This window comes from Candidatus Paracaedimonas acanthamoebae (assembly GCA_017307065.1).
Lineage (GTDB): Bacteria > Pseudomonadota > Alphaproteobacteria > Caedimonadales > Caedimonadaceae > Paracaedimonas > Paracaedimonas acanthamoebae_A.
This window is the reverse complement of the sequence record JAFKGL010000026.1, coordinates 1-26,990: the sequence shown is the minus strand read 5'-3', so window position 1 is coordinate 26,990 and position 26,990 is coordinate 1. Positions and strand designations below refer to the sequence as shown.

Sequence of the window (26,990 nt, the reverse complement as noted above, 5' to 3'; positions counted from 1 at the left end):
TTGCAGGTTTTAGCTAAAGCAACCCCATCTCTTATCTTTATATCCTGAGCAATTTTTTTCATGACTTCATAAGGGAGACAGCTAAAAAGACCGGCTTGGGGCGCTGTTGCTAAATTGTCTTCCTGCTCAGAAAACTTAAATCTTTTGGCGGGAGGCTCAAGTTCTTGATCGGAATCACAGCACCATGAGGGCGTTGCCGAGAGAGCTACTGCAGCAATAAGAATCATTAAAACTTTTTTGATCATGAGGAGATTCCTGAGTTTTGGATACAAAAATAAAAACTTTACATTAATATAGTCAAAATGGCAACAATAAGTCAGAGAAAATAGTCAAGAATGACACCTTTGGTCTTCGGGAGCGTCATTTTGTGGGGGGCGTTAAAAAATATTTTTGACTTTTGGAAAAAATATTGTGTTCTTTATTGAAGGTGTAATAATTATTCTTATATATTTTATACATCATTAAGAAAAGGTTAATAGGCATGCAATCCGTACTTAAGAAATTATTGTCCTCTACTTCTTTGTTCGTATCAATAACGTTTCTCGGGATGGGAGAGTATGTTTTAGCTTCGAGTGATATTTCGGAAGAGTCAAAAAAGCAGAAATCTCAAATAGCCTCGTCATCGGCTGTTGCGTCAAGTTCAGCGCCTGTGGCCGTAGGTTCGATAGATGAGCTTTCTTCCCCACAAGTTGTGCAATTACCCTTAACAAGAATTTTGAAAGGGCTCTCAGATAAAAAAGTACCACTCCTCACGCGAACTGAAGTCTATAGTCCCCGCAGGTTATTAATTAATGTGTGTGATGCTTTAGAATTAATCAATTCATCAACCCCTCATCGAGACAGTAAAATTACTGATTTAATGAAAAAAGGCGTGTGGGCTTTTTATTTTCATTGGGCAATGACGGGAGAAAGATTACTAGAATTGGGGGATTTTTTAACACTTCTTCAAGATGTAACGAAAGTTACTCGGAATTCTATTTCGCAAATTTCTGCCCCCCCTAAATCTGATAATAGTAAGAAATCCCATAAAAATAAGTTGGTTGTAAGTTCTTCTGCAAGCTCTTCAAAAGAGGTAAAAATTTTTTCAAAAATCCCTGAAATAAGTAATCCTCAAAGAGATTCTCTTGAGAATTTATATTTAAAAATTAATCAAAATGAATTAGATGAGGTCGATATTGATGGATTCTTTGAGCAATTTTTCAAAGGATCTGAAAAAACAGAGATTAAAAATGTAGGGGGTTTTTTCTTGAAAGAACTCACAAGCATAAGTCCAGATATTGTAACAATAAAAGGCAAAAAGAAGTTTCTTAGAGATGGAGTGAATCATCCTCTTTTCGAAGTTTTATTAACTTTTCGAAGTAATTTGGCCATGAGTTTTTATCAGGAAGAGGCAAAAGTAAAAGTCGAAGAAAAGAAGTTAGATCAAGCTATTCCTATTTTAACAAAACTTGTTTCATTAGGGGATATAGGTTCAATGTTTGTTTTGGGATGGGTGGAAGGAAGGAGAGGAGATTTATCTGCTGCCAAAAGATTATATACTCAAGCTGTGACGACAAAAGGACGAGAAAAAAAGAGTAAACTCCTGGTGATTAATTCAAAGTTTTCCTTAAGTGAGATTGCTCAATCAGAACAAGATGCCTCAACTGAAAAATATTGGTTAAAGCAAATCATCGCCGAGGAATCCTCAGAAGAATTGCAAGAAGATGCTCTATTCCGTTTATTTGAATTGGCCCTTGAAGCGCAAGATTTACCTGAGGCTGAGGCATTAGCAACGCAAAGCAAAAAACCTGGATTAACTTCCCAAATGGGAGATTACTATTACACTCGTCAAGAGTACAAGAATGCAGAAAAGTGGTATGTGCGAGCGGCTAGTCAAGGTCATGTGAGAGCGATGCTTAATTCAGCAGTGATAGCAAGAGATGGGAAAAGAATAGACGTTGCCCTTAAGAGACTTGAAGAGGTTGCACGTAAGACAGCCCCAACATGGGGAGAATCTGTAGAATCTTTCACACAAATAAAAATGGAATCAATCCAAGAGTTATTTTCTTTAGAACTTGATAAGAAGAATTTTGAAAAAGCAGAATATTGGGCAACTCAAAGCACAAATATAGAATTATTTCTTGATCTGGGTATGGCATATTTTTCACAACTAAATTTTGAGACTGCTAGCAAATATTTCAGGCAAGTTGAGGCCGCTGGGAATATTAAGGGGACATACAACTTAGGTCTCGTAGAATTTGAGCAAAAAAATCATGATGCAGCAAGAGCATATCTCACACAAGCCGTAGCTTCAGGCCTCCCGGAAGCAATGGATATGTTGAGTACTTTAGAATTACTTCAGAAGAATTATGAGGTTGCAAGACGATTGGCTATGCAAGCCCTCGCCGCAGGTATTCCTCATGCAAAGCATATTTTGGGTGCTTTGGAATTAGAGTTAGGAAATGACGCTGAAGCCCGTGTATGGATTACACAAGCTGTTGCATTAGGAATACCAGAAGCAATTAACAATTTGGCTGTTTTAGAGATGCGGCAAGGAAATATAGAAGCTGCCAGAAAAATTCAGACACAAAATGCAGAAGCTGGAAGCCTCGAATCCCTGCATAATTTAGGTGTTTTAGAAGAAGAACAAGGGAACATAGAGGCCGCAAAACAAGCCTTCAAAAAAGCAATTGAGGAAAATTTTCATTTAGCTTTCTTATCTCTTGCCAAGATATTAATAGCAGAGAAAGATTTTGTTGAAGCTGAAAAATTATTGAAAAAAGCGATAAGCTTTGGTGTTAAAGATGCTGAAATTTATTATGTAAATTTACTTTTCAAGAATTGTCGATTTAAAGAAGGACTAAAGCTTTTTAAACTTTATGAAGAAGGTTTGACCGCCTCTAACCTAATAAAATTAGAAGAAAATGTTTTAGTGCAAGTGACGTCAGAGACTTTACCTTCGCATTCAGAGATTGTTCAAGAACCTGAAGCCGTTCCGTCTGCAGGATGGTCTTCTGAAAAAGATGAAAGTTCCGTCGTATCGGTTATCTCAAAGAGAATGCAGAAATATATTGCTCGTGCAAAAGTGCAAGAGGAAAGAGAAAGAAAAGAGCAATTATTGAAGGGTGTTCAAGGTGAGAGACGCGCGAAAACCTATCAAGATGTAGAGATTAAAGTATTACCCAAAGTAGAAGCATTTGTACAAGAACATGCAATGAGAATTCAAAACTTGATTAGTCGTTTAGCAAATGGAGAAAGTCCAAATGATTTTAAAAAACTAGAAAGATATAAAGATATTTATTCCATGCGTTTTGGACGTGTTGGGCGTGTAATTTTGAGAGTGACTGCGTGGAATGGAAATGCAGTTTCAGCTTTAACACTTCTTTCAATTGATGATCATTATGAAACTTTAGACTCTGTTGCGCATTCAATAACTCCGGCAAAGATAATGGAATGGGAATAGAAGGTAAGAAAAATTTAATCTATTTTTCGATTAATTTTTTAGATGATATAACTTAAAAGAAAGTACTCACGTAAAACGAGTACTTTCTTTATTTTAATTTATGCTAGATCCTTTATTATTTTTCGTCAGAGAAGAATTTTTTACGAGCTTCAGCCATTTTATCTCCATCTTTCACAAACATTTTTTCACTTAGCATTTGTGCCTCTCTCTTTGTGATTTTATTATCTTCAAGACATTTATCGTAGGCTTCATTATTTCCTAATTTATTGAAGTGGGCGTAGCATCCTTTATATTTTTGAAGTTGCTCTTCAGGAGAAAAGAAGCGTTGACGCGTGTCAGACATTTTATTTTTACTTTTATCAAACATCTCATCACTTAATTTTTTGGCATCTTCTTTACTAATTTTGTTATCTCTGAGACATTTTTCATAGGCTTCATTGCCTCTTGGTTTGTTTAAATGGGTGATGCAAGCCTCATATTTTCCACGTTGTTCGTCAGAAAATTTAGAATTATCACTTGCGTGAACAGAGGCTCCGCCAAAGCTCATTGAGGCCACGCCTAACAAGTAAGCGAGTTTAATTTTTGAATTCACGTTTTTTCCCCTTTTTTTTATGATGGAAAATTATTCCATAACTAATTTTTACATTTTTTTATTTAAAAAATAGTAAATTAATTAAAAATTTTATTTATATTTATCAAATAATTTTACTTAAATTTCTTTGCTTTTATCTCGCCAACGATATTATCTTTGAGGCATTTTTTATAGGATTCATTCCCTCTTAGATTTTTTAAGTGAGCAAAGCAAATCTCATATTTCCCATGTTGTTCGGCAGAAATTTTAGAATCATCACTTGCGTGAACAGACGCCCCGCCAAAGCCCATTGAGGTTGCACACAATAAGTAGGTGAGTTTAATTTTTGAGGTCACTATTTCTTCTCTTTTATTTGTAATATTTTTATCTAATAAATTTTGCCTTATTTTCCTTAATGAAAAGTAAATATAGGTATAGCCGATCTTGTAATAACAAATTTGTACACTATATAATTTTTATGAGAGTCTATAAGGTTGCACTAAATAATTGAAAATAAATAAAAAGTTACTGACTCTCGTAACGGCTGTTTTTATGTGTTTAGGCATAAAGGCATTTGCGACTGACGATGATCTGACACAAGCCTCATCGAATCAGCAAAGATCTCTCGTAATCAAACCAGAACGCCGTGTGAGAGAAACTTTACCAGATGCCTTCTCAAAATTTGCAAATTCAATTTTTGCACCCTATGAGACAAATGGTTGACCCATTTCCTTTCTGTCTTATGAAGAATCCATTTAGAGTAGAAGCAACAATAAATCCGTCTTAAGACTCATCTTGACATTCGAGATTTTTAAGAAAAGAATAAGCAAAAAATAAAAAAAGAGGATTTCGATGCGGTTTAGCTTTCTTGTTGTTTGGATGAACATTGTGCTAACCGTTCCCGGAAGTGCTTCTTTTAATGAAGAGAGTGGGTATGAAGCAGATAATGAACAGGGTCTATCTGAGATTGAACCCTTAATTCTCGCAGAATCTAAGAAATCAAAATTTATTTTCAATCCCTCCCCAAATAAAAACAAAACTCCTTACAGTCTTATTTTTAGAGATCAGATGAGAGATACCCAAAGAATGCTTCTCAATACAGATATCCATGTTCCTCAGACAAGAAAGAAGAGCCATATTGCGAGGGGAAAGATGGATTCTGAGGAATTCGCAGGAGGGAGAGGAAATATTCCTCGTATTAATATTATTTCACCCTTTCCTCGGCATAAGTGTCTTTATGACGCTGATTCTCAAGAGGGATTGTCGTAAAAAATGATGAATAAAGTGAAGAAAGAATAGATCTTTTTAAAAATCAAAGGTCATATTCTTTCTTCATAAGGTTAAATATTTTTGGCTTATTATGAAGTTTATTTGTTGAACTTATTTTTTAGGTTAGTTTTTCCTTCCTGAATTGCGTTTGCCTGTGCTTCTTCAGATGCTTTGACACAATCATATGGAAATTTCGCGAGTTGAAGTTCGTAATATTGTCCTTGAACACTATCACGGCTAGCATTGGATAAATCTCTTTTCTGTTGTATATCTTGTATTTTTAGCATTGTTTCACGAGAGCATTGAGGTGATTCTTTAGAAGCATTCGCTACGCCACTGAACAATCCTAAAGTTGCCACACCTACCAAACAAGCGAGTTCAATTTTCTTAAGCATGTTAGTTTCCTTTTATTGAGTTAAAGATGGGACTAATTCCCATCTTTGAAGGATACGTTGAATTCATTTAAAAATCGTAAACGTTTGAAAATTAATATTTTATTAAGTCTTTTTTCAATCGTTGAGACAATTCCCACAGCAGAGAAGTCAGAAGATATCCCAAGGCCCCTGAGGCGATGGAAACAATAAAAACTCCTAAAATATAAGGCTTCCCTAAAGTGAACGCCCACGACAAGAATTGTTCTAAAAAGAGCATGAGATGATCTAGGCTAAATTTAAACTCGAGAAATGGAAATAATTGGGGTTTTTCATCAAGAATGAAAAGGCCGACCTGATAGAGAAAATAATTAATTGGAATAAAAGTGAATGGATTATTGATCCAAGTGAGGGCGACAGCAATCGGGAGATTCGTTTTAAAATAGAGGCATAGCAAAGAAGCCCAAATGGCTTGTAAGGGAAGAGGGAGAAAGTTAATAAAGAGCCCAATGGCCACACCGCCTGCAACAGTGTGGCGATTGAGTTGGCTCAGTTCTTTGAGAGAGAAATGACAGTTTTTTGTTTTTATGAAAGGGTGTTTTCTAAGCCATTTTACTTTAAAAAACCATTTTTGAAAATATGTGTGCATACTTAAGAGCTCTTTATTATTTTTTGCTTTGCTTATCCCATTATGGCAGCCTAGAATTCATTATACACAGGAGTCATTTCTTCTTTCTTAATGATTTTTTCTTGGGTTAAGACAATTATAGCAAATTTTTTTGGAATTTTTCCCTAGAATGGGATATTTGGGTATATGTTTATACCAGGTTTGGTTTGATTTGATGCCTTATTTCTCAACTGAAGAAAGAGTCAACATGAAGTCCTTAAAATATTCTCTTATGGTTATTTCTTTAAGCCTTATTCCCGCTGTTTCTCCCTACGCATGTGACAATCCAGCACTTGAGGAGGATGCTGGCAAAGATCTCTATCCCGCAATTCAAAAGGTCTCGAACAATTTTTATACAAGCAAAATAGCTGGTAAAGAGTTGAATCTTGTGTTGGAACGTATTGACGAGCGGACGCATCCTCTTTGGTTACATTACGGCTCACAGCAGAGCAGTAGTTATGCGACTGAACTTGCGAAGAATGGGATAGAAGGAAAGGTTAAGGTGAAGAATGGTGTTGTTACCTTTCCATCTGATTTGAAGAGAGTGTATCATTCGACAGCTACTGGTGCCTCACTCTTTTCTGCCATTCTGAAAGAAGTCCCCTATAAAGATAAAGAGTTATGGATTGCCTATATTACAAAAGCTACTTCACCTCAGCCGATTCCAAATCATATAAAGGGGTATCAAGTAATGAATTGCATAGAACACCCTGATCCTTTTGCAAAAGATATTGAAATGTTCGTTACGGTGATATCTTCGCCTCAGGCTTTGTTTACCTGTCATAAGGGAATTGCCATGTCAGTTGAGGCTGCGATTGGTGAGCGAACAAGAGGCATCTCAGTTGATCTGCATTCTTTTGCGGCCAAGGTGATGTCGATGCGTAACCCTGAGCGTAGGTTTATGATGAATACCCCTGTCTTTGCCATGGAAAAGATTATGACGGATGCGCTTCCTGGTTCTGTTTTTGTGGGAACCCGAGAAATGCAGCAAATGATGAAGGAAAGACAAAAGATATCCTTAGAAGAATTTACAGCCAATAATGAAAAAGTACTGACTGAAATTGAAGATGAGCTTAAAAAAAGAGCTCAAGAAGAGTGTGATGGTGCGAATAAAAAATTGCAAGAGCAACTAATATTAGTAAGAGAAGGAAAAATACAAGATAAGTCAGAAAAGGTTATACGCCAAGAAGAAGCTGAGATAATATCTTCTCGTGATACTATGATAGAAATGGGTGAAGAGGGAGTCTTTGTTGTTTCAGAAGAAAAAATAGCTTTGGCACTATCGGAAAAATTCCTATGGAAATATAGCCATTTTAAAGATCCCTTTTCATTCGATGTTCATCCTCTCACGGGTCTTCGCCAAGGTGAGTCCGGAACCAGTAGTGAGAAATTCTTGCAGTATATGGAGAAACATCCTCAGCTTCTTTCTGTTGATAGGGTGAGCACTATACATGACCAATTCACGATTTTTGATCCCGAGGTTCCGTCAGAACCTTGGCTATCCGTTGACAGAACCAATCCGAGTTATCGTTGGATATTTGAAGATTATTTGAGACCTATGGGGACGACTCATTATATCGTTGTCGATTTAAAAGATTTAGCAAATAGTAGGTCTGTTGAGTAGATAAGAAGCAGCCCAAACTGTAAACATAAAATAACAAAGGAAAAAACAATGAATCGCTGTGAGTGAGCGATTAAGACTCCCTTTGAACAAGAATATCATGACCATGAATAGGCCGTGCCTCAGCATGAAGACCGGGTTCTATATGAATTCCTTATTTTAGAAAGTATGCAAGCCGGATTAAGTTGGCGGACAATTTTACAAAAACGCGAGAATTATCCCCAAGGTTATCAAGGTGTTGATCCCTTAAGAATCAGTCAATTTGGATACCAAGAAATTGAGGAAATGCTTCAAAATCAGGACATCATTCCGCATCGTGGAAAGCTAGAAGCCTCTTTAAAGGCTACAAAAATTTTTCTGGAGATTCAAAAAGAGCATGGCAGCTTTGCAACTTATCTTTGGAACTTTGCTGATGGAAAAACTATTCATAATCATCGGACATCTTTGAGCGAGATTCCTGTCACCACGGCTTTGTCAGAACAACTCCGTAAAGATTTAAAGAAACGCGTTATATGGGAGGCGTTTTTTGCGGTGAGGAGAAAGGATTTTTTTTACCTTTTTTGCATTTCTTAACCATTTTTGAAAAGGGAAGTGGATCATTAAAAATTCTTTGTTCTTTGTCGTCATATCTTGCTCTTCATTATAAAGACAAGTTGTTGCTGTTTTCTTAATAATTAAAAAATATTAAGGAAATTTTTACAATTTTTGGCGTACGCTTATGCTAGAAAAAAAGGAATTTAAAAATGAAAACAACAAAAATCTTCTTAACTTTAGCGTCTGTATTTGCCTTAAATCAAGGCGTTTTCGCCTCGGATATAGAATCGAAATATCCTTCTAAGGATTTGAAAGGCATATTTGAGGGTTGTGCTGACGTAAATAAGAAACCCAAAGATATCCCCGGCATTCTTGATGCTTTTAAAAGCACACATACGGCAAAAGAAACAGAAGATTTGTGTAAAGAAGTTAAAGATTCAAGATTTTATGACGCAGCTAAACAAGCTGGTGTTGGCACCATTAAAAATAGAGCGATCGTGACTTGGTGCGAAGGAGCTCACCTAGAAAGAGCTAAGCTTGGGGAAATTAAGCAAAAAGACAAAGCACCTGAAAAGGCGCCTGAAATTGTGAAGCTCAAGCCTGTTAATTTAGGTGAAAAAGAAAAGAGTATTGAGGGGGAGCAACATCAATTAGAAGAAGTTAAAAAAGTAATTTCAGAGAATTTGGTTGCTTTGAAAGATGATAAGTCCTTAACTCCTGCGCAACAAAAAAGAGTCGAAGAGCTTGTTGGACAAGTAAAAGAAGCTGAAAAAGAATTAGCAAAAGCTAAGGAAAATTATGATAATTTATCTGTTGCTATCACAATTTTACGCGATGATTTGAAGCATTTCTCTTTCCAATATTTTAAACCTCAAGCTCACGAAAATAGCACAGCCGAAGTCTACCTTGAGGCATTAAATGCAGCTTTACCAAAAGAACATCCACACATTCTGGATAGTGGCTCAAGAGGACAATTAACACAAGCAGATGCAGTTCTTAAGCAAGCGAATGAGAATTTAGCAAAAGCGCGTAAGGATTTGGAAATTATCAATCGTGAGATGATACAATTGACCGGAAAATAGGATTCTATTTCATACTTAAGGAAAGAGGGACCTAAGGTTCCTCTTTTTTATTTTGAAGAGATGAATTATTTAACACTTGTTTTATTTTTCTTGATTTAAGATCTGTAATCAATTATAATGGATAACATAATCAGAGAGGTTAAAAAAGTGGAACGATGCGCGTGGGCGGTGAAGACCCCTTTTGAACAAGATTATCACGATTGTGAATGGGGCGTGCCTCAGCACGAAGATCGAGTTCTTTACGAATTCCTTATTCTGGAGAGTATGCAGGCCGGATTAAGTTGGCGCACTATTCTTCAAAAACGTGAAAATTATCGCCAAGTTTATCAAGGTTTTGATCCTTTGAAAGTCAGCCAATTTGGTCCTCAAGAAATTGAAGAAATGCTTCAAAATCCGGGCATTATTCGCCATCGTGGAAAACTGGAAGCCTCATTAGAAGCGACAAAAATTTTTCTTGATATTCAAGACTCTCATGGCAGCTTTGCAACTTACTTGTGGAATTTCGTCGATGGAAAACCTATTCACAATCACTGGAAAACACTCAAAGAAGCACCTACAACAACGCCTCTTTCAGATACAATAAGTAAGGATTTAAAGGGGCGTGGCCTCAAGTTTTTCGGCTCAACAACAGCTTATGCTTTTCTGCAAGCTGTGGGTGTTGTAAATGATCATGTCGTCACGTGTTTTCGCCATCAAGAAGTTATGAAGGTGTAGAGCCAATCATCGTCGCAGGTTGGACCCAAGCGTCAAACTGTTCTGCGGTGAGGTAGCCAAGGTGAAGGGCAGCCTCTTTGAGAGTTGTTCCTTCATGATGGGCTTTTTTGGCAATCTGAGCCGCCTTATCATACCCAATATGAGGGTTCAGAGCCGTCACCAGCATTAAGGAGTCGTGCAAGAGTTTATGAATACGATCTTCATTTGCTTGAATGCCATCCACACAATGATCGACAAAACTATGACATGACTCACTAAGCAATTGAATCGATTGTAACACGTTATAAATGATGACAGGCTTAAACACATTCAATTCAAAATGACCATGAGCGCCAGCAATTGTGATTGTTGTGTGATTCCCCATTACTTGAGCACAAACCATTGTGAGAGCCTCACATTGAGTCGGATTGACCTTTCCGGGCATGATGGAGGAGCCAGGTTCATTTTCAGGAAGGCTTAACTCCCCAAAGCCGCATCGAGGGCCCGAGGCTAAGAAGCGAATGTCATTGGCAATTTTCATCAGGGCCACAGCCAGAGTATTTAAAGCCCCTGACATGTCAACGAGAGCTTCATGACTGGCTAATGCTTCAAATTTGTTGGAAGCTGATATAAAAGGAAGATTCGTGAGGCTTGCAACTTCTTCAGCGAACTTTTCTGCAAATAAAGGGGGACAATTGAGGCCTGTTCCAACAGCTGTGCCTCCTTGAGCGAGCTCATATAGATTGGAAAGGGCAAGCTCAATCCTTTTGATGCTTTTATGAATTTGGGCTGTATACCCCGAAAACTCTTGGCCGAGGGTGAGGGGGGTAGCGTCTTGCAGATGCGTGCGACCAATCTTAATGATGTCTTTAAATTGATGTGATTTGTCTTGAAGCGCTTTATAAAGTTTAGTAAGGGCAGGCAACAGTTTTTGATGAGTCTCCAACGCGGCGGCAATATGCATGACAGTGGGAAAGCTATCATTGGAAGATTGACTGCAGTTCACGTGATCATTGGGATGAACGGGCGCTTTACTGCCGATAATGCCTCCCAAAAGTTCAATAGCGCGATTTGCAATTACTTCATTGGCATTCATATTGGTTTGCGTTCCTGAACCCGTTTGCCAGACCACAAGGGGAAAATGATCATCCCAGTGACCTTCCATCACTTCAGTCGCCGCTTTAATGAGGGCATCTGAAATCTTTTTCCCGAGCTTCCCAAGATGTGTGTTCACCACCGCTGCTGCTCTTTTTTGCAGTCCAAAAGCCCGAATAATGGGCAAGGGCATGCGCTCAATCCCAATCTTAAAATTTTGAAGGGATCGTTGAGTTTGCGCGCCCCAATAGCGGGAATTTTCGACATCAATGGGGCCAAAGGAATCTGTTTCAGTCCGGGTTTGTGAGCTCATCAAAAGGTCCTTGTCTAAAAATTGTAACCTGAGTTTTTAATGAAAACATATTGTTATCTAAGAGTAAATGCGAAAACTTTTAATAAATGATTATGGTGAAAGAAGAGGTTGTTAACAAAATTGAAAGCATGATAATTTAGGATGCTTTTAATAATAACTATAAGTCTAAGAAAGAAAAAATGAAAAAAAATTATAAAGCTTTTTTAATGGCTGGTACGATATTCTTAACCCTTTCTTTTTCCTCATATTCCTCTCCAATCAGTGAATTTGGAGCGGAATTAAAAAAAAGACAATCAGTGAAAAGTGTGAGTTGTCCCTTACAAAAAGGGCTTTTGAACTATAAGGCGGGGATGAGGCGTCTTTCTGAGAAAAATTCTGATAAAGAAGGAAAAAATATTGGGAAAGAGAGTGCTTCAGACGAGGAGTATGCTTTACCACAAAGTCATTTTATGGCTCTTAAACATTTTCAAACTGCGGCCAAAAATTTTGAGAGTCAATTCTTTGAGAATGAAGAAATAAATTCTGTTAAATTTCAAGAAATTTATGCAGGAGAACTAAGGGATACTTTATTTTATTATGGAGCAACTTTGAAACAACTTGAAGGATTATACTTTAAGCAAAAATTTAGCAAGGAAGTGCGTATTACATGCCTTGATAAGCTATTTTATCTTGTTAAAGAACTCATCCAACATCCCGATTCTTCTTCTCTTGAAGAGGATACCAACATTTTTACGGAGCTTGGATATGGTGATCAGAGTGCAGCCTCAAAATTTTCCGTCTCTCTCGACCAAATGTTTTTAGAGGAACCTAAACTGATGCTTTTCTCAATTGATTTACAGAGAGAACGTCTTAAAAGTGGTGTCACTGATCTTAGCAAACCCATTGATGAAGATCTTTTTAGAGAAGTTCTTGAAGTATGGGAGCCAAAATTTAAGAAATCAATTTCCAAGAAATTTGATGAAATAGAAGATGTTAAGTAGAAGTATTTAAGCTGCTTTTTTTAGAAAAGAGTTGCTCTTTGATGTAAAAAACTTTTGAAAAGGAATTATCTTCATTTATATAAGGAATTATTATTTTTTTGAAAAAGATATTTTTGGCGGAAGTACTTTGAATGAATGACCAAGACGCTCATTTTTTTGAAATCGCTTTTCAAGAAGCCCAACAAGCGGCTTTAGAAGACGATGTGCCTGTGGGCGCTGTGATTGTGTTAGACGGAAAAATTATGGCGCGAGCAGGTAATCGCGTGGAGCGTAACCACGATCCCACAGCTCATGCTGAAATATTGGTGATTCGTGAGGTTGCAGCGCTTCTTAAAACGCCACGATTAGTCGGGTGCGATCTTTATGTGACCCTTGAGCCTTGTGCGATGTGTGCGCAAGCAATGGCCCATGCGCGTATCCGATGCCTTTATTATGGGGCTTATGACGCTAAAGGAGGAGGTGTGGAGCATGGCTCTCAAGTCTTTAGCCAAAAGACATGCCACCATCGTCCCACAGTGATTGGCGGCTTGCGTGAGCAAGAATGTGGTCAACTTCTAAAAACTTTTTTTCAAGCGCGGCGTTAGATTTTTAAACTCTTATGTATGTGACTAACTGTTATTAGCTATATAATGCCAAGAAGTTATTATTTTTTCACAAGAGGTGCACTTTGAAATTTCATTATTTACTTCTCATCATACTAGTTAATCTGCTGAGCTTTTTTTCTACCTCACTTTATGCCTCTTTAAATGATGAAAATGAAAAAGCTTCTCCCTCAACGACCATTCTTTTCCCTCTTAAAAACTTACCCAATGATATCTTAGAGCATATCTTACCTTTTTTAGAGGGTGATTCTCTTATGCGTCTACAATTGACGGGTGATTCTAACATTAAAAATCGGCTTTCTACACGCACTAAAAGTTTTTCTCTTCCATGGAGAAATGAAATAATAAAGCCAAACTCGATTAGTTCAATTGCTCGTCTATACCCAAGTCTTACAGAGTTTATCGTTCTAATGCGCGGAAGAAGCCAAGGGAATACCTTCTTTGCAGGAGTGCTGCCTGAGAGCATCCTCTCGTTAACATCCCTAAGAAAATTAAATGTAAGTAATTGCGGTTTAACAGCCTTACCAGGTATGTCTTCTCTTCGTTCTCTTGAAGAGCTTTATTTATCAGAGAACAATTTCACGGAAGGGAAGCTGCCCGAGAGTGTCTCCTCATTAACATCACTAAGAATATTAGAAGTATGTTATGGCGAGTTAACGACCTTTCCAGATATATCTTCTCTTCGTTCTCTTGAAGAGCTTTATTTATCAGAGAACAATTTCACGGAAGGGACGCTGCCTGAGAATGTCTCCTCATTAACATCACTAAGAATATTAGAAGTAGGTTTTTGTAATTTAACAACCTTACCAGATCTGTCTTCCCTTCTTCTTGAAGTGCTTGATTTAGCAGGGAATAAATTCACTGGAGAGAAGTTGCCTGAGAGTATCCTCTCGTTTCATTAAGAAGTTTAAATGGATATGACTGTGGTTTAACAACCTTATCAAGTATATCTTCTCTTCGTTCTCTTGAAGAGCTTGATTTATCATGGAATAAGTTTACTGGAAGGCAGCTGCCGGAAGGTATCCTTTCGTTAACATCCCTAAGAAAATTAAATGTAAGTAATTGCGGTTTAACAACCTTCCCAGATCTGTCTTCTCTTCCTCTTGAAGTGCTTGATTTAGCAGGGAATAAATTCACTGGAGAGAAGTTGCTTGAGAGTATCCTCTCGTTAACATCATTAAGAAGTTTAAATGGATATGACTGTGGTTTAACAACCTCAGATATATCTTCTCTTCGTTCTCTTGAAGAGCTTAATTTTTCATGGAATAAGTTTACTGGAGGGCCGAACTGCCGAAAGGTATCCTTTCGTTAACATCCCTAAGAAAATTAAATGTAAGTAATTGCGGTTTAACAACCTTCCCAGATCTGTCTTCTCTTTCTCTTGAAGGGCTTGATTTAAAAGGAAATAATTTTACTGATGGAGTGTTGCCTGAGGGTATCCTCCCATTAAAATCATTAAGAGAGTTAAGTGTAAGAAATAGCGGTTTAACAACCTTACCAGATAATCTTCCTAGGACCGTAAAGGTAATTCGGTGAGGATCTTTGACAAGGTTAGTCTCTATACCGTCATTAAACATCCATTATGAAGTTGAATCGTGCGATCCATCCTTTTGGCAAGTTCGGGATTATGCGTTGCAATCAGGGCAGCCATTTGATGTTTGCGAACAAGGCCCACGAGCTCATTAAAGACAATTTCTGCTGTTGCTTCATCTAAATTTCCAGTTGGCTCGTCAGCTAGTAGAAGTTTTGGCTGATTTGCCACAGCGCGTAAAATAGCGACGCGTTGTTGTTCGCCACCTGAAAGACGAGAAGGACGATGAGTGGCTCGATTTTCAAGATTAAAACTTTGAAGGAGGCGAGTTGCATGGGCCGCTGCTTCCTTAGGAGGGCGTCCTGCAATGAGTTGAGGAAGCATGATATTTTCGAGGGCACTAAATTCTGGCAAAAGATGATGAAATTGATAGACATATCCAATCATATTGAGGCGTAAAGTCGTTCTTTCGCGATCATTCATTTTTCCACAGGCGTTTCCTGCGATATAGACCTCACCTTCCGACGGAAATTCAAGGAGGCCCGCTAATTGAAGCAAGGTTGATTTTCCAGAACCCGATGGGCCCACAAGGGCCACAATCTCACCGGCCTTAAGATGAAGGTTCGCATCGTTAAGAACGCTAATTTTTTGATCCCCTTGAATGAACGTGCGTTGAAGATGTCGAAGCTCAAGCGTTGATTTACTCATAACGAAGAGCCTCCACAGGATCGAGGCGTGCGGCTCGCCAAGAAGGATATAAAGAAGCAAGAAAAACAAGGAGTAAAGCGACAGCCACCACAGTGGCCACTTCATAAGGATCAACTTTAGACGGAAGCTTCGTTAGGAAGTACACTTCTGCACTAAAGAGTTGCGTGCCCGAAAGTTTTTCAAGCCATTGCCGAATGGATTCAATATTTGAGGTAATCAGGAGGCCAAGGAGGCTTCCGGTGGCGGTTCCAATAACACCAATTAACGAGCCTGCCAAAAAGAAAATGCGCATGATCATACTTTGACTTGCACCTATTGTGCGTAAGATCGCAATATCATGAGTTTTATCTTTTACAAGCATAATCAGGCTGGAGATAATATTAAAAGCCGCAACAAGGATAATAAGGGTGAGGATCGTAAACATAACGTTCCGTTCAACTTGAAGGGCCGTGGTAAAACTTGAGTTTGCTCGTTGCCAATCAATCACACGAACGCTCGGGCCTAAATTCTGGGTTAAAAGTCGGCTTATGTAGGTGGCTTGATCGGGGTGGTGAAGAAACACTTCAATACCGTTGACCGCTTCTGGAAGGCGAAAGAAATTCTGAGCTGATTCAAGAGGAATAAAGACGACCCCGCTATCATACTCTTTCATGCCGACATCAAAGATGGCAATGACTTGAAAGCGGCGAATCCGGGGGACGGTGCCAAACGCTGTGCTTGTTCCCTCGGGCGCAACCAGAGAAAGGCTATCTCCCGGAAAGACATGGTATTTCTCGGCAAGTCTCTTGCCGATCACAATGGCATTTTCTTGTTCAAAATGATCAAGGGTTCCGTGAGTGATATGATCTGCGACGAGCTTACGATCGAGAAGATCCTTAAGACGCAACCCATGGACGAGGGCGCCTGCAGCAACTCCTTTATTGGTAATCATGACTTGATATTCAATCATGGGGGTCACTGTCGAAATTTCCGGAATTTTCTTAAGTTCAGTCACGAGAGGATCAAAATCTTTGAGGCCTTCACGATAAACAGAGGCCGCCCCAATATGTCCATTAAATCCTAAGATTCGATTGAAAAGGTCTTCTCGAAACCCATTCATCACAGACATCACAATAATCAATGTTGCCACGCCTAACATAATCCCCAAAAAAGAAAAACCGGCGATGACGGAAAGAAAGCCTTCTTTTCGACTCGGTTTTAAATAGCGAAGAGCAACTTTCAGAACAAAGGTATTTCCCATTATGAATGACTCAAGTGTTGCGTGAGATAGGAAAGGGCAGACTCAATTGAAAGTTCTTGAGTTTCATTCGTCCGGCGATTCTTAAGTTCAATGAGCCCTTTTTCAAGGCCTTTAGGTCCTACGCGTAATTGCCAAGGAGCGCCCATTAAATCCATCGTTGCAAATTTTGCGCCGGGGCGTTCTTCACGATCGTCATACAGAACACTAATCCCTTTATTTTGCAATGTTTCGTAAAGATGTTGGCACGTTTTTGTTGTCGCTTCATCATCTGTACGAATGCTAATAAGGCCAACTTTATAGGGTGCGACGCCTTCAGGCCATATAATGCCAGCTTCGTCATGATTTGCTTCAATAATTGCGGCAACAAGGCGAGAAATACCAATGCCGTAGCTGCCCATATGAGGAACAATCATCTCTCCTGTAGGGCCACTCACTTTCATGTTAAACGCTTCAGAGTATTTCGTGCCAAAATAAAAGATATGTCCGACTTCAATGCCGCGGGCTTGTTTAAGATGGGCTTCAGGGACTGTGCATTCTTGGGGATTGTGAAGCGTTTCTTCGGCCGCATAGATGGCCATCAACTCTTCCACATTGATGTTCTTAGGATCTTGAAGGAGCGTATCAAGCTTTTGATCATAATAAATAAGGCTTTCCCCTGTGGAGGCCAAGACATGGAATTCTTGAGAGAGATTTCCACCAATAGCTCCCGGATCTGCTTTAACGGGAATAGCTGTGAGGCCCATCCGAATAAAGGATCGTATATATGATTCAAGCATACGTTGATAAGAGCGAAGCGCTCCTTCATAGTCAATATCAAATGAATAACAATCTTTCATCAAGAATTCACGACCACGCATCACGCCAAAACGAGGGCGAATTTCATCGCGGAACTTCCACTGAATTTGATAAAGCATTTTCGGAAGATCCCGATAACTTTTAATGTGATGGGCAGCAATATCTGTAATGGCTTCTTCGGCTGTCGGCGTATAAAGAATTTCACGGTCATGTCGATCTTTAAAGCGAAGCATCTCTTGTCCGTATGCATCATAGCGGCCAGATTGACGCCAGAGATCTGCCGATTGAATGGTGGGGAGGATTACTTCTTGTGCCCCTGCACGATCTTGTTCTTCACGGACGATGCGTTGAATATTTTCTAGGACGCGTGTCGCCATCGGTAGCCAAGCATAAATACCTGCGCTTGCTTGATAAATCATCCCCGCGCGAAGCATAAGACGGTGTGAGACTATTTGAGCCTCAGAAGGTGTTTCTTTCAGGGTGGGCATAAAGTATTGAGAAAGCAGCATTTTAATTCACTCATATATTCTTTTAATGATGGGCGAGATTCTCGCAGATTATGACCAAAACGCAAAGGGGAAAATTTGGTAAACTGCAATGAGACGAGAGTAAATAAGAGAAATTAACTACGATGGTTGTTCGAAGTTTTCATAATATAAATAAAAATTAAATATTAACTCATTATTAATAGGTAAAGTTATATATTTATAATAACTATAATAAAAATATGATTTTATTTATTATGTAATATATAGAAGAGAGTAAAATAATGAAGAAGTTTAATTTCAAGAATTTTTTATTTTTAAGTGGAATTTGTTTATTTTCTATTCCATCCAATCTTGTAGCTACGCCGATTACCGTTCAATGTGTGAAAGCAAAGAATTGTGATGCTGCAACATTTGAGAATTTTGTTCGAGATGTTCTTAACAAAGAACAATCCATTAGCAATTTAGTAGCTGGCGTGAAAAGAAAACATGCTGAAGATTCTAACAATAATGATAGTGAAGGAAATGTGAGAAGTTATTTTTATATTAAAAAGGACAAAGTAAATAGTATTTTCATGGATGAACTCAGGGGTAGATTCTTGTTGGCAGCTCATGGAAAAACACCAGCAACTTTAATTACGAGTGCAGGCCCCCAGAGAGATACCTTTTTCATAAAAATGGAAGTCACTGTTGATCCAGGAGAGCATCTTCTTGCTCATATTACCTCAGGAGATGGCCACCATCTTGGTGTTGGTAATGGGGGAGCTACAAATAAAATTTCTTTCTGGATTGAAGTCCCGAATGTGAAAAATGATCGTGACGTGATAGAGGCAACTCATAGCACAGCAAAGACGACTTTTCCTCGAAGCTAAGAGAGTAATTATTTGATATAAATAATAGAGACGCGATGACCCTATTCTTTAAGGAAAAAGGGAGTTAAGTCTCTATTTTTATGGAGTATTTTAAAAGTTGCGCATGCATATTTGTCAAATGATTTATTGACGAATCGGATGAATAAATCTAATATCCTCTTAATTATCACTTGTAGAGGCTGTCATGCAAAAAAGTATATTTTCGATATTATTTTTATTAATTGTTTTTTCTTCAAAATCGCTTCTTGCATCTTCTTTGTTGTCAGAATGTTTTGTGGGATCTGTAAAAAAAGTAAATTCTTATGCCATGAGAAAGAAACCAGGGCATTTCTCAGGAAGATCATCTGTGGAAAAGAAGAAAACCCCTCTAACAAAACGGTTTTATGGTACTTCTACTTCTAGGGAAAAAGAAGAAAGAGAAAAACTTATGAAAAAATTTCAAATTGTTGGCATTGGAGAAAAAAACTTAAAATTTGATCCTAAAACTTCAATGTACTATTACGATGAAGATTTTATAGATTCCTCTGTCTCAGAACCTGAAAAAAAAGTGCATGATACTTTTGTAGAATTTAGTGTGGTAAAAAAAAGTAAATAAGACAGAGGCGACTTATCATTCACCTGAAGAATACGTTCTTTTACCTAATGAACAAAAGTTTATTTCGAACAAAAGGCAGAAAGTAGAAGAGCCTTATCTGTTTCCTTGGTCTATTAATGGTCATTTAGAGATGGCTTTCCCTACAGGAGAGGGTAAATATCGACATTACATAGGATCTGGGTATACTTGTTGGTGCTGATTTGGTTCTTACAGCGGCTCATTGTGTTTATCTAAAGGACTATGGCCCTGTTCATGAAGTAAAATTTTATCCTGGAAGAGCTGGAAATATATCGCCTTCAATTGCGAAACATAAAAAAATCTTCATTCCTAAAGACTGGGAAACTAGGCAAGATGAAGAACATGACATTGGCATGATAGTTTTGGAAGAGAAGCAACACGGAGAAAATTTCGCTAGCTTGAAGGTCTTATCAGATGAAATTCTTGATAATTTAAATGTGCGCATCTCTGGCTATCCTGGAGAGCGTCGAGATGAACATAATTTACCCTATATGTATACAATGAGTGGCCCCGTCAAAACTTTTAAAGAGCATAAATTTTATTATCATGTAGATACTTCTGGAGGACAGAGCGGTTCAGGTGTTTTAATAGAAGAAGACTTTAGGAGAACAATTAATACTTGTATCGGAATACATGTAACAGGGTGCCAAGAAGAAGGAAATGGGGCTATCAGAATTAACAAAGAAAAGTATGAAATGATTCAACAATGGATAAAGCGTAAACTATAAAATTATTAAGTATTATTTTTAATATTAAAAGTGCAATGGGTCTGGAAAAATAGTTAAATAATTTTTGAGAGATTTTAAGTTCATTTATTAAAATTCTAGTGAGTATAAGTTAGATTATTTTGAGGATAGTAGAGCTAGAAAAAGAGATGAAAAGGTGAAGTTTCAGGTTCATCTCTTGTTTTACTAAGTATTTTTCGAATATTGGGTTACCTATTTAATTAAACTCCTAGCTTCTCCACATCTTATAAGGGAGGGAATTTTTCGCCTCCAGCATGAGGGCGGTTAAGGCCCACACAAGGGCATCTACGCGATCGGGGGAGTCTGTCATGCCGGGAAGAAATTTGCACATCTGATCTTCTAGTCGCTTCAAACCTTGGCAAGCATGGTGAACTTTTCCTTGTTCATAGAAAGCCGCAATCGGTTCCGCCCGCGTATATTTCCCCCGACTGGCGTGGACACCTTGATAGCTGATTGTTGGATCAATAGAGCGTAATAAAGTTTCAACGAGGTCTCCACCTTTGTTGACTTCGGCAATAATGCGATCGGCATTCCAATGATGATAGGCTTCACATGCAATTTTACCCCACGTGGTTGCAGGATATTGACCACTCAGATCCTCAAGAACATAGGCGTGATGATCATGGCCTAACCCCACGACAACAAGCCCTGTTTCATCACTGTGAGAGTGATGCGTCACGGCGGGATCAATGCCGATCACAATTCTCTTAAATTCCGGTAATACCTTTGTCCGATATTGATCTAGAAGGGCAGGTGTCCATAACGCCCCTTCGTGCGTATCAATCATCTCGCCTAGGAGTTCTTGGGCCCCTAAACGTGTGCCTGAAAAGCTCTGTTGCATTGTATTGATAAAGACGGGTGAAAGATTATCTTGATTTTCAAAGGTGGTACCGCGTGTTAAGGCCACCTCTTTTCCGGCATGAGTCACCAGTTCCTGAAGCAAAGGCAGGGGGCGAGGCGTTGTCGTAATAATCATGCGTGGATGGGGGCCCAATCGAAGAGAAAAATGGATTTGCTGCCATACTTTTGCCATTTCGCGGAATTTTGCAAACTCATCAATCCAAGCACAATCAAATTGCGGACCTCGCAGCTGTTCGTAATTTTCTGCGCTATAAATCATGGCGATCGCCCCATTTTTCCAGGTGAGACGACGTTTTGAGGGTTCATAGTGAGGACGGTCCTCAGGGGGGTGAATGGCTAAAAGTCCGCTTTCTCCTTCAATCATAATATCACGGACATCTTCTTGGGTGTCTCCGATCAAGGCAATCCGTCGCGCTTGATGAGTGAGAGCCCACTGGCGGATCGTTTCTGCGCCAGTACGCGTTTTTCCAAATCCACGTCCCGCAAGAATCAACCAAATCCGCCACTCGCCGTCTGGGATTTTCTGATTAGGACGAGCATGACGTTGCCACTCATACTTTTCGACATTTTCAAGGTCGTGTAAGAGGTCCCTTGGTGGGGAAAAGGAGGGCTTCGAGAGGGAAGAAATTGAGACTTAAAAGAATGATTTTCCATTCTTTTAGTATAGCAAAAAGAGGTCAGAAAATCAAGAAAATTTACGGAATTCTAGAGGGATTTTTAGGGAAAAACAAGTTTAAAATCAAAGACTTAATTTTTTTAATGAAGTTATTTTTTTTATCAAAATAAAATCATCTTATGTTTAAGATTTTTTTGAGTATAAAGATCAATTAGAATTTCCAAAATCTTACAATATCTAATATCAATTAATGATTCTTGCTTGGTAAGGACTATCAAGAGAAAAGGCAGGGATTGTGACTTCATTTCTTCGCCTGTATTATTTACCATAACATAATACCCATGCATAACCCCTGAAGGGGTGGAGAGGGGGGCAGAGCTTGTATATTCGAGTGCATCCCCAGGCTTAAGGGTTGGTTGTTGCCCAATAATCCCCTCTCCTTCGATTAATTGTTTATAGCCGTGAGCATCTAAAATTTCCCAATGACGTCGTTTTAGGTGAACTTCATGAGGGCTTAAATTTTCAATACGGATTTGATAAGCCCAGAGATAGTGGCTTTTTTCGGGAGAAGATTCTTCTTCAATAAAAAATGGGGTCGCTGAAACGCGAATAGCATGCGTGATTTCACTATAAGTTTTTGTGTCTAAGGAATCCATTCTTCTAACCAACTTTACTATTATAGATTAAAGTTTAACGAGGAAATTCTGAAAGGAAAAGATATTGTTTAGGTCTCAGTCGGTTTTTGTTGTTCAAAGACTTGATAAACAAGATCTGGTTTTATCGCTTTCATCGCTTCAAGTCCGTGTAAATCTTTTTGAGGGCACTCAAGAGGGTAGATACTTTTACTATAAGTAAGAGAGGGCGTTGCGCCAAATAGGCCGATAGTTGGCTTTCCAAAGCTCGCGGCAATGTTAAGAATACCTGTGTCGTTCCCAATATAAAAATCTATCTTTGAAAAAAAGGCAAAAGTTTGGTCAATCGGAAGATGAGTGACGGTTTTTGCTTTACCCCCTTTTTGGTGGATCCCTTTTTGAATTTCAAGAACTTCAGCAGTTTCAGCAGGGCCTCCGCAGAGAAAAACAGTACCTTGATGATGAGTACTTATTCGGGTTCCTAGCTCAATAAAATGTTCAACAGGCCATTTTTTGTAAAATTCGCTCGCTCCAATTCCTAGGCAAATCCAAGGGCGTGGAAAAGAAGAAAATTCGGCGTGAATGTCTTGTAGAGCCTTTTCTGAGAGTGAAGGATGAAAATCCTCGGGGGTCAAGGATAGCCCCTGCAACTCAATCAAGGTATTAAGGTGTTGAAGAACGTGTTGCCTTCTCATGGAAGCTGGAGGAAGATTTTTTGTTGTGAGCACGAAACGTTGCTTACTAAATCCAAGCCCAATACGTTCAGGGATCCTTGCTAAAAAAGGAAGCAAAGCATAGCTAAAACTTTTATGAAGGATCCACGATTTGGAAAACTTTCCTTTCAGAATGTTCCAAAAAGTACGACTCAATTTCTTTTGTTCAATATAAATAACGTTTTTAACGCTAGGATCGTAAGTTAACCATTCGGCTGCTTTTGTTCGAGGGTATGTTAGAAGTGTAATTGGACCTTCTTGACGTGCAATTGCACGGATATATGGCAAGCGCCACACAACGTCTCCAATTCCGGATGAGGGAAGTATAACAAGCGTACCGCCTTGATGCATTTTGTTACTTTCGAGTCAATGTGAGGATGAAAGGAATAAAATACCTCATTTTAGAATACTTTAATCACTTTTGAACCCAAGTTTATTTTTTAGAAGAAAGATTATTTAATTGTCAATTATGATTTTCGTGAAAATGAAATTGAAATATGTTATGACACATGTGTAAAACTAAAAAATAAAAAAATGGTAAGAGTATGCTGAGGCACTTATATTCAACGTATGTTTATATGGATGATACTGATTCTGGGGGGTATGTTTATCACGCCAATTACCTAAGGTTTGCGGAAAGAGCGCGCACAGAAATGCTACGAGATCAAGGGATTGATCAGCGATTCCTTCAACAAAGCAGAAGCATGTTTTTTGTTGTACGAGAGTGCAAAATTGATTATTTGTTGCCAGCAAGACTTGATGATTTTTTAGAAATTCAGACAGAAATTTATGAAGTAACAGGCACACGCCTTTTCTTAACTCAAAAAATTTTAAGAGATCATGTGGAGGTCACAAATCTATCGTTAACGCTTGTTTTAGTAAGTGAAGGGGGGCGCCCTTTAAGAATCCCCGCTTTTTTGAGAGAAGCCTTAAGCGGAATCATAATGAATTAAAGAATTAAGGAACACATATTATGGACAATACGGCCATTGATGCGACAACAATTGGAAAATCAGTCGCTACCACAGATCTTTCAGCCTGGGGCCTTTTTATTAATGCAGATCTTGTGGTACAACTTGTCATGCTTTCATTAATTGTGGCCTCAATTTGGTGTTGGACCATTATTTTCTCAAAGGTTATGAGATTAAGGGATTTACAAAGTTTGGCTGAAAAGTTCGAAGAAGCTTTCTGGTCAGGGGGGTCACTTGATAGCCTCTATGATCGTGTGGGGACGCGTCCAACAGATCCTTTTTCCAGCATCTTTGCGGCGGCCATGAAAGAATGGCGTCGTTCCTTAAAAGGGAAACCTGCCACTCGAGAAGCTAAAGCAATGCTTCAACAGCGGATTGAGCGCATTATGCACGTTACAGTTGATCGCGAAATGGATCAGCTTGAACGTCATCTTCCTTTTTTAGCGTCTGTTGGGTCAACAGCTCCTTTCGTCGGTTTATTTGGAACTGTTTGGGGAATTATGCATAGTTTTCAAGGGATTGCGAGTTCTCAAAGCACAAACCTTGCTGTTGTCGCACCTGGTATTGCTGAGGCTCTATTCGCCACCGCGATTGGTCTTGTCGCCGCTATTCCTGCTGTCTTGGCCTATAATAAAATTTCCACCGAACTTGGACGTTATGGGATGCGGCTTGATTCTTTTGCAAATGAGTTTTCTGCGATTATCTCGCGTCAGCTAGAAGAGGTTGAATAAATGGCAGGGGATCTTCAAACCTCGGCTTCTTTAGGAAAGCGTAAGTCTGGTCGCCGACGAACCTTAAGTGGCCTTAAAAGTGAAATCAATATGACGCCCATGGTCGATGTGATGTTGGTACTCTTAGTTATCTTTATGGTAACAGCGCCCTTGATGACTGTTGGTGTTCCGCTTGATCTTCCAAAGACAAAAGCTGCAGCCATTAATGAAAAAACAGAACCTTTAACAATTTCAGTGACTTCTGATAGCAAGATTTATATTCAAGAAACTGAAGTGAAATTAGAAACCTTGGTGGCCCAACTGCAAGCGATTACCTCAGCAAAGCCAGATACGCGTATTTTTGTTCGTGGCGATCAAAGAATTGCTTATGGCTTTATCATGCAAGTCATGGGAACATTAAGTGCTGCGGGATTTGATAAAATCGCGCTTATGGCAGAGCTGCCTCAAGGAAATCCTGAGGTAAAAGCAAAAGCCAAGAACCCTAAATAAAGTTGAGAGTTATCCATGATGCAGAAACCTTTACTCTATTCTTTAGTTCTGCATCTTTTTTTAGTCATATTGTTTATATTTGGTCTTCCAAATTGGCGGAAAAGTAACTCAGATTTGCTTTTGCCGATTCCGATTGACGTTGTGGAGATTGGCGCCAAGACACAAGCTCCTAAGCCAACTCTTCAACCTAAAAAAGAAGACATTAAGAAGGAAGAGCCTAAAAAAGAACCACAAAAACAAACGGCCCCTAAACCTCAGCCAAAGCCTGAAAAGAAGGTTGAACCTGCCCCCAAAAAGCAAGAACCTGAACCCAAAGCCGAGCCTGTGGCACCCGCGCCAAAAGCAAAGCCAAAACCACCGACGCCTCCTAAAAAGGAGCCTGAAAAGAAAGCGCCCGAAAAGAAGCCAGAAAAGAAAAAAGTGAATGCCTTTGATTCTGTGTTAAAAAATCTTGAGGAAATTGAGAAAACAGTTCCTGATGCCGTTAAAGATGATAAAAGTGATACAAGCATCTCAGAACAGCAAATAGGGGAAATTGGAGAGACGATCACAATCAGTGAACTTGATGCAATTCGTCGACAGCTAACCCAATGTTGGCATCCTCCTGCAGGTGCTAAAGGGGCACAAGACATGCCTGTTATTCCTGTTCGATTGTTTTTAAATATCGATGGAACTGTGCGCGAAGCACGTTTGACAGGGACAGGACAAATGAGTGATGCTTTCTATCGTGCTGTTGCTGAAAGCGCTTTACGGGCTGTTAAAGATCCTCAATGTAATCCATTGAAATTACCCCCAGAGAAATATGAGCAATGGAAAGAAATGATCATCAATTTCAATCCGAAAGATTTGATGTAATCTAAAATTTCTGAGCTCATGAAGAATGTATTATCAAAAGAAGTTATAAAGTGGGATATGGGATGTGTAGGTTGGGAAGAAGTAGCTCTCTTGACCAAAAAAGATTAAGACGTTTTTAACGCTCTCTAAAGGATAATATTATCTAATTTAAATTAAGAAAACTCTGATTGAAAGAAGTCTTGTCGAGAAGAAAAAATTATTCTTAATAAGAAAATAGAAGGCGTGTAGTAAAAAAATGATTATTAAAATTGAAGGAAAAGTTTCTGCTTCTGATCTTCATAAGGTTGTAGATATTTTATCTATTTATTTTCAAAAACATGGCGTTGAAGAATTTATAAAAGTCGATATTGATTTAAAACCTTTTAGTAAAGAAATACAATTGCCAGTGACTTTTTCTTCTGAAAAAGGGGGAGAGATAGAATCATTAGTGATAAAAAAATCAAAAGGGGGCGACTTAGAAATTATAGAAGCACCCTCTAATAATTCTTGGATGACATCTCCATTTGGAAGCATTTCTCCTGGTGAGCTTATGAAAAGCATATGGCCCTTGTATCTTTTATTATTTTTCTTATTCATCTCCTATTTTTTGTGGATTAAAGCCTAAGTTTAAAGAAATGATCTCTAAATCTAAAAATGTCATTATTGTTGATAATTGTGAATTTTTAAGCCGAAAATTATTTTATAAGAATTTGATATTTGTTTCGAATTTTCTTGAAATTTGTATCATTGTATGGTAGTCTAATAGTAGATGGTCAGAGATGATGTTTTCTTCCTTGAAGGCCTTTAAAAAGCCTTCAATCTTCTTCAATAATTCCTCTCCTTCCGTCCTTTAAAATTAAGAGAGTCTAGCAAACTCTTAAGAGTTCTTTTTAACGCTCTTTTTTGAGCGAAT

At 38.6% G+C, this 26,990-nt stretch carries 31 protein-coding genes; 19 read left to right on the top strand and 12 right to left on the bottom strand.

The features are described from left to right. On the bottom strand, positions 1-245 hold a 245-nt coding region (locus J0H12_06490), incomplete at its 3' end, for a hypothetical protein (GenBank protein MBN9413551.1). Between the two features lie 236 nt (positions 246-481). On the opposite strand from J0H12_06490, the gene J0H12_06485 reads away from it, so the two are divergent. Then, on the top strand, positions 482-3,442 hold the full coding sequence (locus J0H12_06485; GenBank protein ID MBN9413550.1) for a tetratricopeptide repeat protein: 2,961 nt from the start codon (positions 482-484) through the stop codon (positions 3,440-3,442). 115 nt (positions 3,443-3,557) lie between these two features. Here the strand turns inward: J0H12_06485 and J0H12_06480 are convergent, their stop codons facing one another. Continuing rightward, entirely contained in the window at positions 3,558-4,034 is a 477-nt protein-coding gene (locus tag J0H12_06480; GenBank protein MBN9413549.1) for a hypothetical protein, read from the bottom strand. Positions 4,035-4,147: 113 nt separating this feature from the next. Further along, positions 4,148-4,369 (bottom strand): hypothetical protein, encoded by a 222-nt coding sequence (locus tag J0H12_06475; protein MBN9413548.1) that lies wholly within the window; start codon positions 4,367-4,369, stop codon positions 4,148-4,150. Between the two features lie 151 nt (positions 4,370-4,520). On the opposite strand from J0H12_06475, the gene J0H12_06470 reads away from it, so the two are divergent. Both J0H12_06470 and J0H12_06465 read left to right on the top strand, forming a co-directional pair. Next, positions 4,521-4,736: a hypothetical protein gene (locus tag J0H12_06470; GenBank protein MBN9413547.1), complete on the top strand. Its 216-nt coding sequence runs from the start codon at positions 4,521-4,523 to the stop codon at positions 4,734-4,736. Between the two features lie 129 nt (positions 4,737-4,865). Beyond that, complete coding sequence (locus J0H12_06465; protein ID MBN9413546.1) at positions 4,866-5,282, top strand: hypothetical protein; 417 nt, start codon at positions 4,866-4,868, stop codon at positions 5,280-5,282. 98 nt (positions 5,283-5,380) lie between these two features. Here the strand turns inward: J0H12_06465 and J0H12_06460 are convergent, their stop codons facing one another. Next, positions 5,381-5,677: a hypothetical protein gene (locus tag J0H12_06460; GenBank protein ID MBN9413545.1), complete on the bottom strand. Its 297-nt coding sequence runs from the start codon at positions 5,675-5,677 to the stop codon at positions 5,381-5,383. A gap of 91 nt (positions 5,678-5,768) precedes the next feature. Then, positions 5,769-6,302, bottom strand: a complete 534-nt coding sequence (locus tag J0H12_06455; protein MBN9413544.1) for a DUF2062 domain-containing protein — start codon at positions 6,300-6,302, stop codon at positions 5,769-5,771. Between the two features lie 226 nt (positions 6,303-6,528). Here J0H12_06455 and J0H12_06450 point away from each other — a divergent pair, with 226 nt between their 5' ends. The 4 genes from J0H12_06450 (at position 6,529) to J0H12_06435 (ending at position 10,271) form a co-directional block, all read left to right on the top strand. Continuing rightward, on the top strand, positions 6,529-7,944 hold the full coding sequence (locus tag J0H12_06450) for a hypothetical protein (GenBank protein MBN9413543.1): 1,416 nt from the start codon (positions 6,529-6,531) through the stop codon (positions 7,942-7,944). A gap of 114 nt (positions 7,945-8,058) precedes the next feature. Continuing rightward, the gene (locus J0H12_06445; GenBank protein ID MBN9413542.1) at positions 8,059-8,514 is read left to right on the top strand and encodes a DNA-3-methyladenine glycosylase I; all 456 of its coding nucleotides are present in this window, start codon (positions 8,059-8,061) and stop codon (positions 8,512-8,514) included. 170 nt (positions 8,515-8,684) lie between these two features. Next, entirely contained in the window at positions 8,685-9,557 is an 873-nt protein-coding gene (locus tag J0H12_06440) for a hypothetical protein (protein MBN9413541.1), read from the top strand. A 147-nt stretch (positions 9,558-9,704) separates the two neighbouring features. Continuing rightward, complete coding sequence (locus J0H12_06435; GenBank protein ID MBN9413540.1) at positions 9,705-10,271, top strand: DNA-3-methyladenine glycosylase I; 567 nt, start codon at positions 9,705-9,707, stop codon at positions 10,269-10,271. Here J0H12_06435 and fumC read toward each other — a convergent pair. Beyond that, positions 10,258-11,658 (bottom strand): class II fumarate hydratase, encoded by a 1,401-nt coding sequence (fumC, locus tag J0H12_06430; GenBank protein MBN9413539.1) that lies wholly within the window; start codon positions 11,656-11,658, stop codon positions 10,258-10,260. The two genes, J0H12_06435 and fumC, sit on opposite strands and share 14 nt — an antisense overlap. 179 nt (positions 11,659-11,837) lie before the next feature. Between fumC and J0H12_06425 the strand changes: the two genes are divergently transcribed. The 4 genes from J0H12_06425 (at position 11,838) to J0H12_06410 (ending at position 14,552) form a co-directional block, all read left to right on the top strand. Further along, positions 11,838-12,638 carry a hypothetical protein gene (locus tag J0H12_06425; GenBank protein MBN9413538.1) on the top strand — a complete coding sequence of 267 codons (801 nt, stop codon included), beginning with the start codon at positions 11,838-11,840 and terminating at the stop codon, positions 12,636-12,638. A gap of 131 nt (positions 12,639-12,769) precedes the next feature. Further along, the gene (locus J0H12_06420) at positions 12,770-13,222 is read left to right on the top strand and encodes a nucleoside deaminase (GenBank protein MBN9413537.1); all 453 of its coding nucleotides are present in this window, start codon (positions 12,770-12,772) and stop codon (positions 13,220-13,222) included. An 83-nt stretch (positions 13,223-13,305) separates the two neighbouring features. After that, positions 13,306-14,142, top strand: coding sequence for a leucine-rich repeat domain-containing protein (locus tag J0H12_06415; protein MBN9413536.1), 837 nt, complete (start codon positions 13,306-13,308; stop codon positions 14,140-14,142). 44 nt (positions 14,143-14,186) lie between these two features. Beyond that, entirely contained in the window at positions 14,187-14,552 is a 366-nt protein-coding gene (locus J0H12_06410) for a hypothetical protein (GenBank protein ID MBN9413535.1), read from the top strand. A 246-nt stretch (positions 14,553-14,798) separates the two neighbouring features. Here J0H12_06410 and J0H12_06405 read toward each other — a convergent pair whose 3' ends face one another. From J0H12_06405 to J0H12_06395, 3 genes are read right to left on the bottom strand one after another with little or no spacing between them, the layout of a single operon-like run. Next, positions 14,799-15,479, bottom strand: coding sequence for an ABC transporter ATP-binding protein (locus J0H12_06405; protein ID MBN9413534.1), 681 nt, complete (start codon positions 15,477-15,479; stop codon positions 14,799-14,801). Beyond that, a complete protein-coding gene (locus J0H12_06400; GenBank protein ID MBN9413533.1) occupies positions 15,472-16,719 on the bottom strand; it encodes a lipoprotein-releasing ABC transporter permease subunit in 1,248 nt (415 codons plus the stop codon). The genes J0H12_06405 and J0H12_06400 overlap by 8 nt, the downstream gene beginning before the upstream one ends. Continuing rightward, positions 16,719-18,023, bottom strand: a complete 1,305-nt coding sequence (locus J0H12_06395) for a proline--tRNA ligase (protein ID MBN9413532.1) — start codon at positions 18,021-18,023, stop codon at positions 16,719-16,721. Before J0H12_06395 ends, J0H12_06400 begins: the two co-directional genes overlap by 1 nt. 260 nt (positions 18,024-18,283) lie before the next feature. Here J0H12_06395 and J0H12_06390 point away from each other — a divergent pair, with 260 nt between their 5' ends. The 3 genes from J0H12_06390 to J0H12_06380 all read left to right on the top strand — a co-directional run bounded on the left by J0H12_06390 (position 18,284) and on the right by J0H12_06380 (position 20,212). Next, positions 18,284-18,871, top strand: a complete 588-nt coding sequence (locus tag J0H12_06390) for a hypothetical protein (protein MBN9413531.1) — start codon at positions 18,284-18,286, stop codon at positions 18,869-18,871. Positions 18,872-19,055: 184 nt separating this feature from the next. Next, positions 19,056-19,466: a hypothetical protein gene (locus J0H12_06385; GenBank protein MBN9413530.1), complete on the top strand. Its 411-nt coding sequence runs from the start codon at positions 19,056-19,058 to the stop codon at positions 19,464-19,466. A gap of 200 nt (positions 19,467-19,666) precedes the next feature. Further along, positions 19,667-20,212: a trypsin-like serine protease gene (locus J0H12_06380; GenBank protein ID MBN9413529.1), complete on the top strand. Its 546-nt coding sequence runs from the start codon at positions 19,667-19,669 to the stop codon at positions 20,210-20,212. Positions 20,213-20,438: 226 nt separating this feature from the next. Here the strand turns inward: J0H12_06380 and J0H12_06375 are convergent, their stop codons facing one another. From J0H12_06375 to J0H12_06365, 3 genes are all read right to left on the bottom strand, one after another. After that, positions 20,439-21,584 (bottom strand): DNA-packaging protein, encoded by a 1,146-nt coding sequence (locus J0H12_06375; protein MBN9413528.1) that lies wholly within the window; start codon positions 21,582-21,584, stop codon positions 20,439-20,441. 284 nt (positions 21,585-21,868) lie between these two features. Further along, positions 21,869-22,363: a Co2+/Mg2+ efflux protein ApaG gene (gene apaG, locus J0H12_06370; GenBank protein ID MBN9413527.1), complete on the bottom strand. Its 495-nt coding sequence runs from the start codon at positions 22,361-22,363 to the stop codon at positions 21,869-21,871. 68 nt (positions 22,364-22,431) lie between these two features. Then, positions 22,432-23,403: a glycosyltransferase family 9 protein gene (locus J0H12_06365; GenBank protein ID MBN9413526.1), complete on the bottom strand. Its 972-nt coding sequence runs from the start codon at positions 23,401-23,403 to the stop codon at positions 22,432-22,434. A 194-nt stretch (positions 23,404-23,597) separates the two neighbouring features. On the opposite strand from J0H12_06365, the gene J0H12_06360 reads away from it, so the two are divergent. The 5 genes from J0H12_06360 (at position 23,598) to J0H12_06340 (ending at position 26,702) form a co-directional block, all read left to right on the top strand. After that, complete coding sequence (locus tag J0H12_06360; protein MBN9413525.1) at positions 23,598-24,005, top strand: YbgC/FadM family acyl-CoA thioesterase; 408 nt, start codon at positions 23,598-23,600, stop codon at positions 24,003-24,005. Positions 24,006-24,025: 20 nt separating this feature from the next. After that, positions 24,026-24,754 (top strand): protein TolQ, encoded by a 729-nt coding sequence (gene tolQ / locus J0H12_06355; protein MBN9413524.1) that lies wholly within the window; start codon positions 24,026-24,028, stop codon positions 24,752-24,754. Further along, positions 24,755-25,243, top strand: a complete 489-nt coding sequence (tolR, locus tag J0H12_06350) for a protein TolR (GenBank protein ID MBN9413523.1) — start codon at positions 24,755-24,757, stop codon at positions 25,241-25,243. A gap of 15 nt (positions 25,244-25,258) precedes the next feature. Further along, on the top strand, positions 25,259-26,098 hold the full coding sequence (locus J0H12_06345) for a hypothetical protein (protein MBN9413522.1): 840 nt from the start codon (positions 25,259-25,261) through the stop codon (positions 26,096-26,098). A 235-nt stretch (positions 26,099-26,333) separates the two neighbouring features. Continuing rightward, positions 26,334-26,702 (top strand): hypothetical protein, encoded by a 369-nt coding sequence (locus J0H12_06340; GenBank protein MBN9413521.1) that lies wholly within the window; start codon positions 26,334-26,336, stop codon positions 26,700-26,702. Positions 26,703-26,990 lie beyond the last annotated feature (288 nt).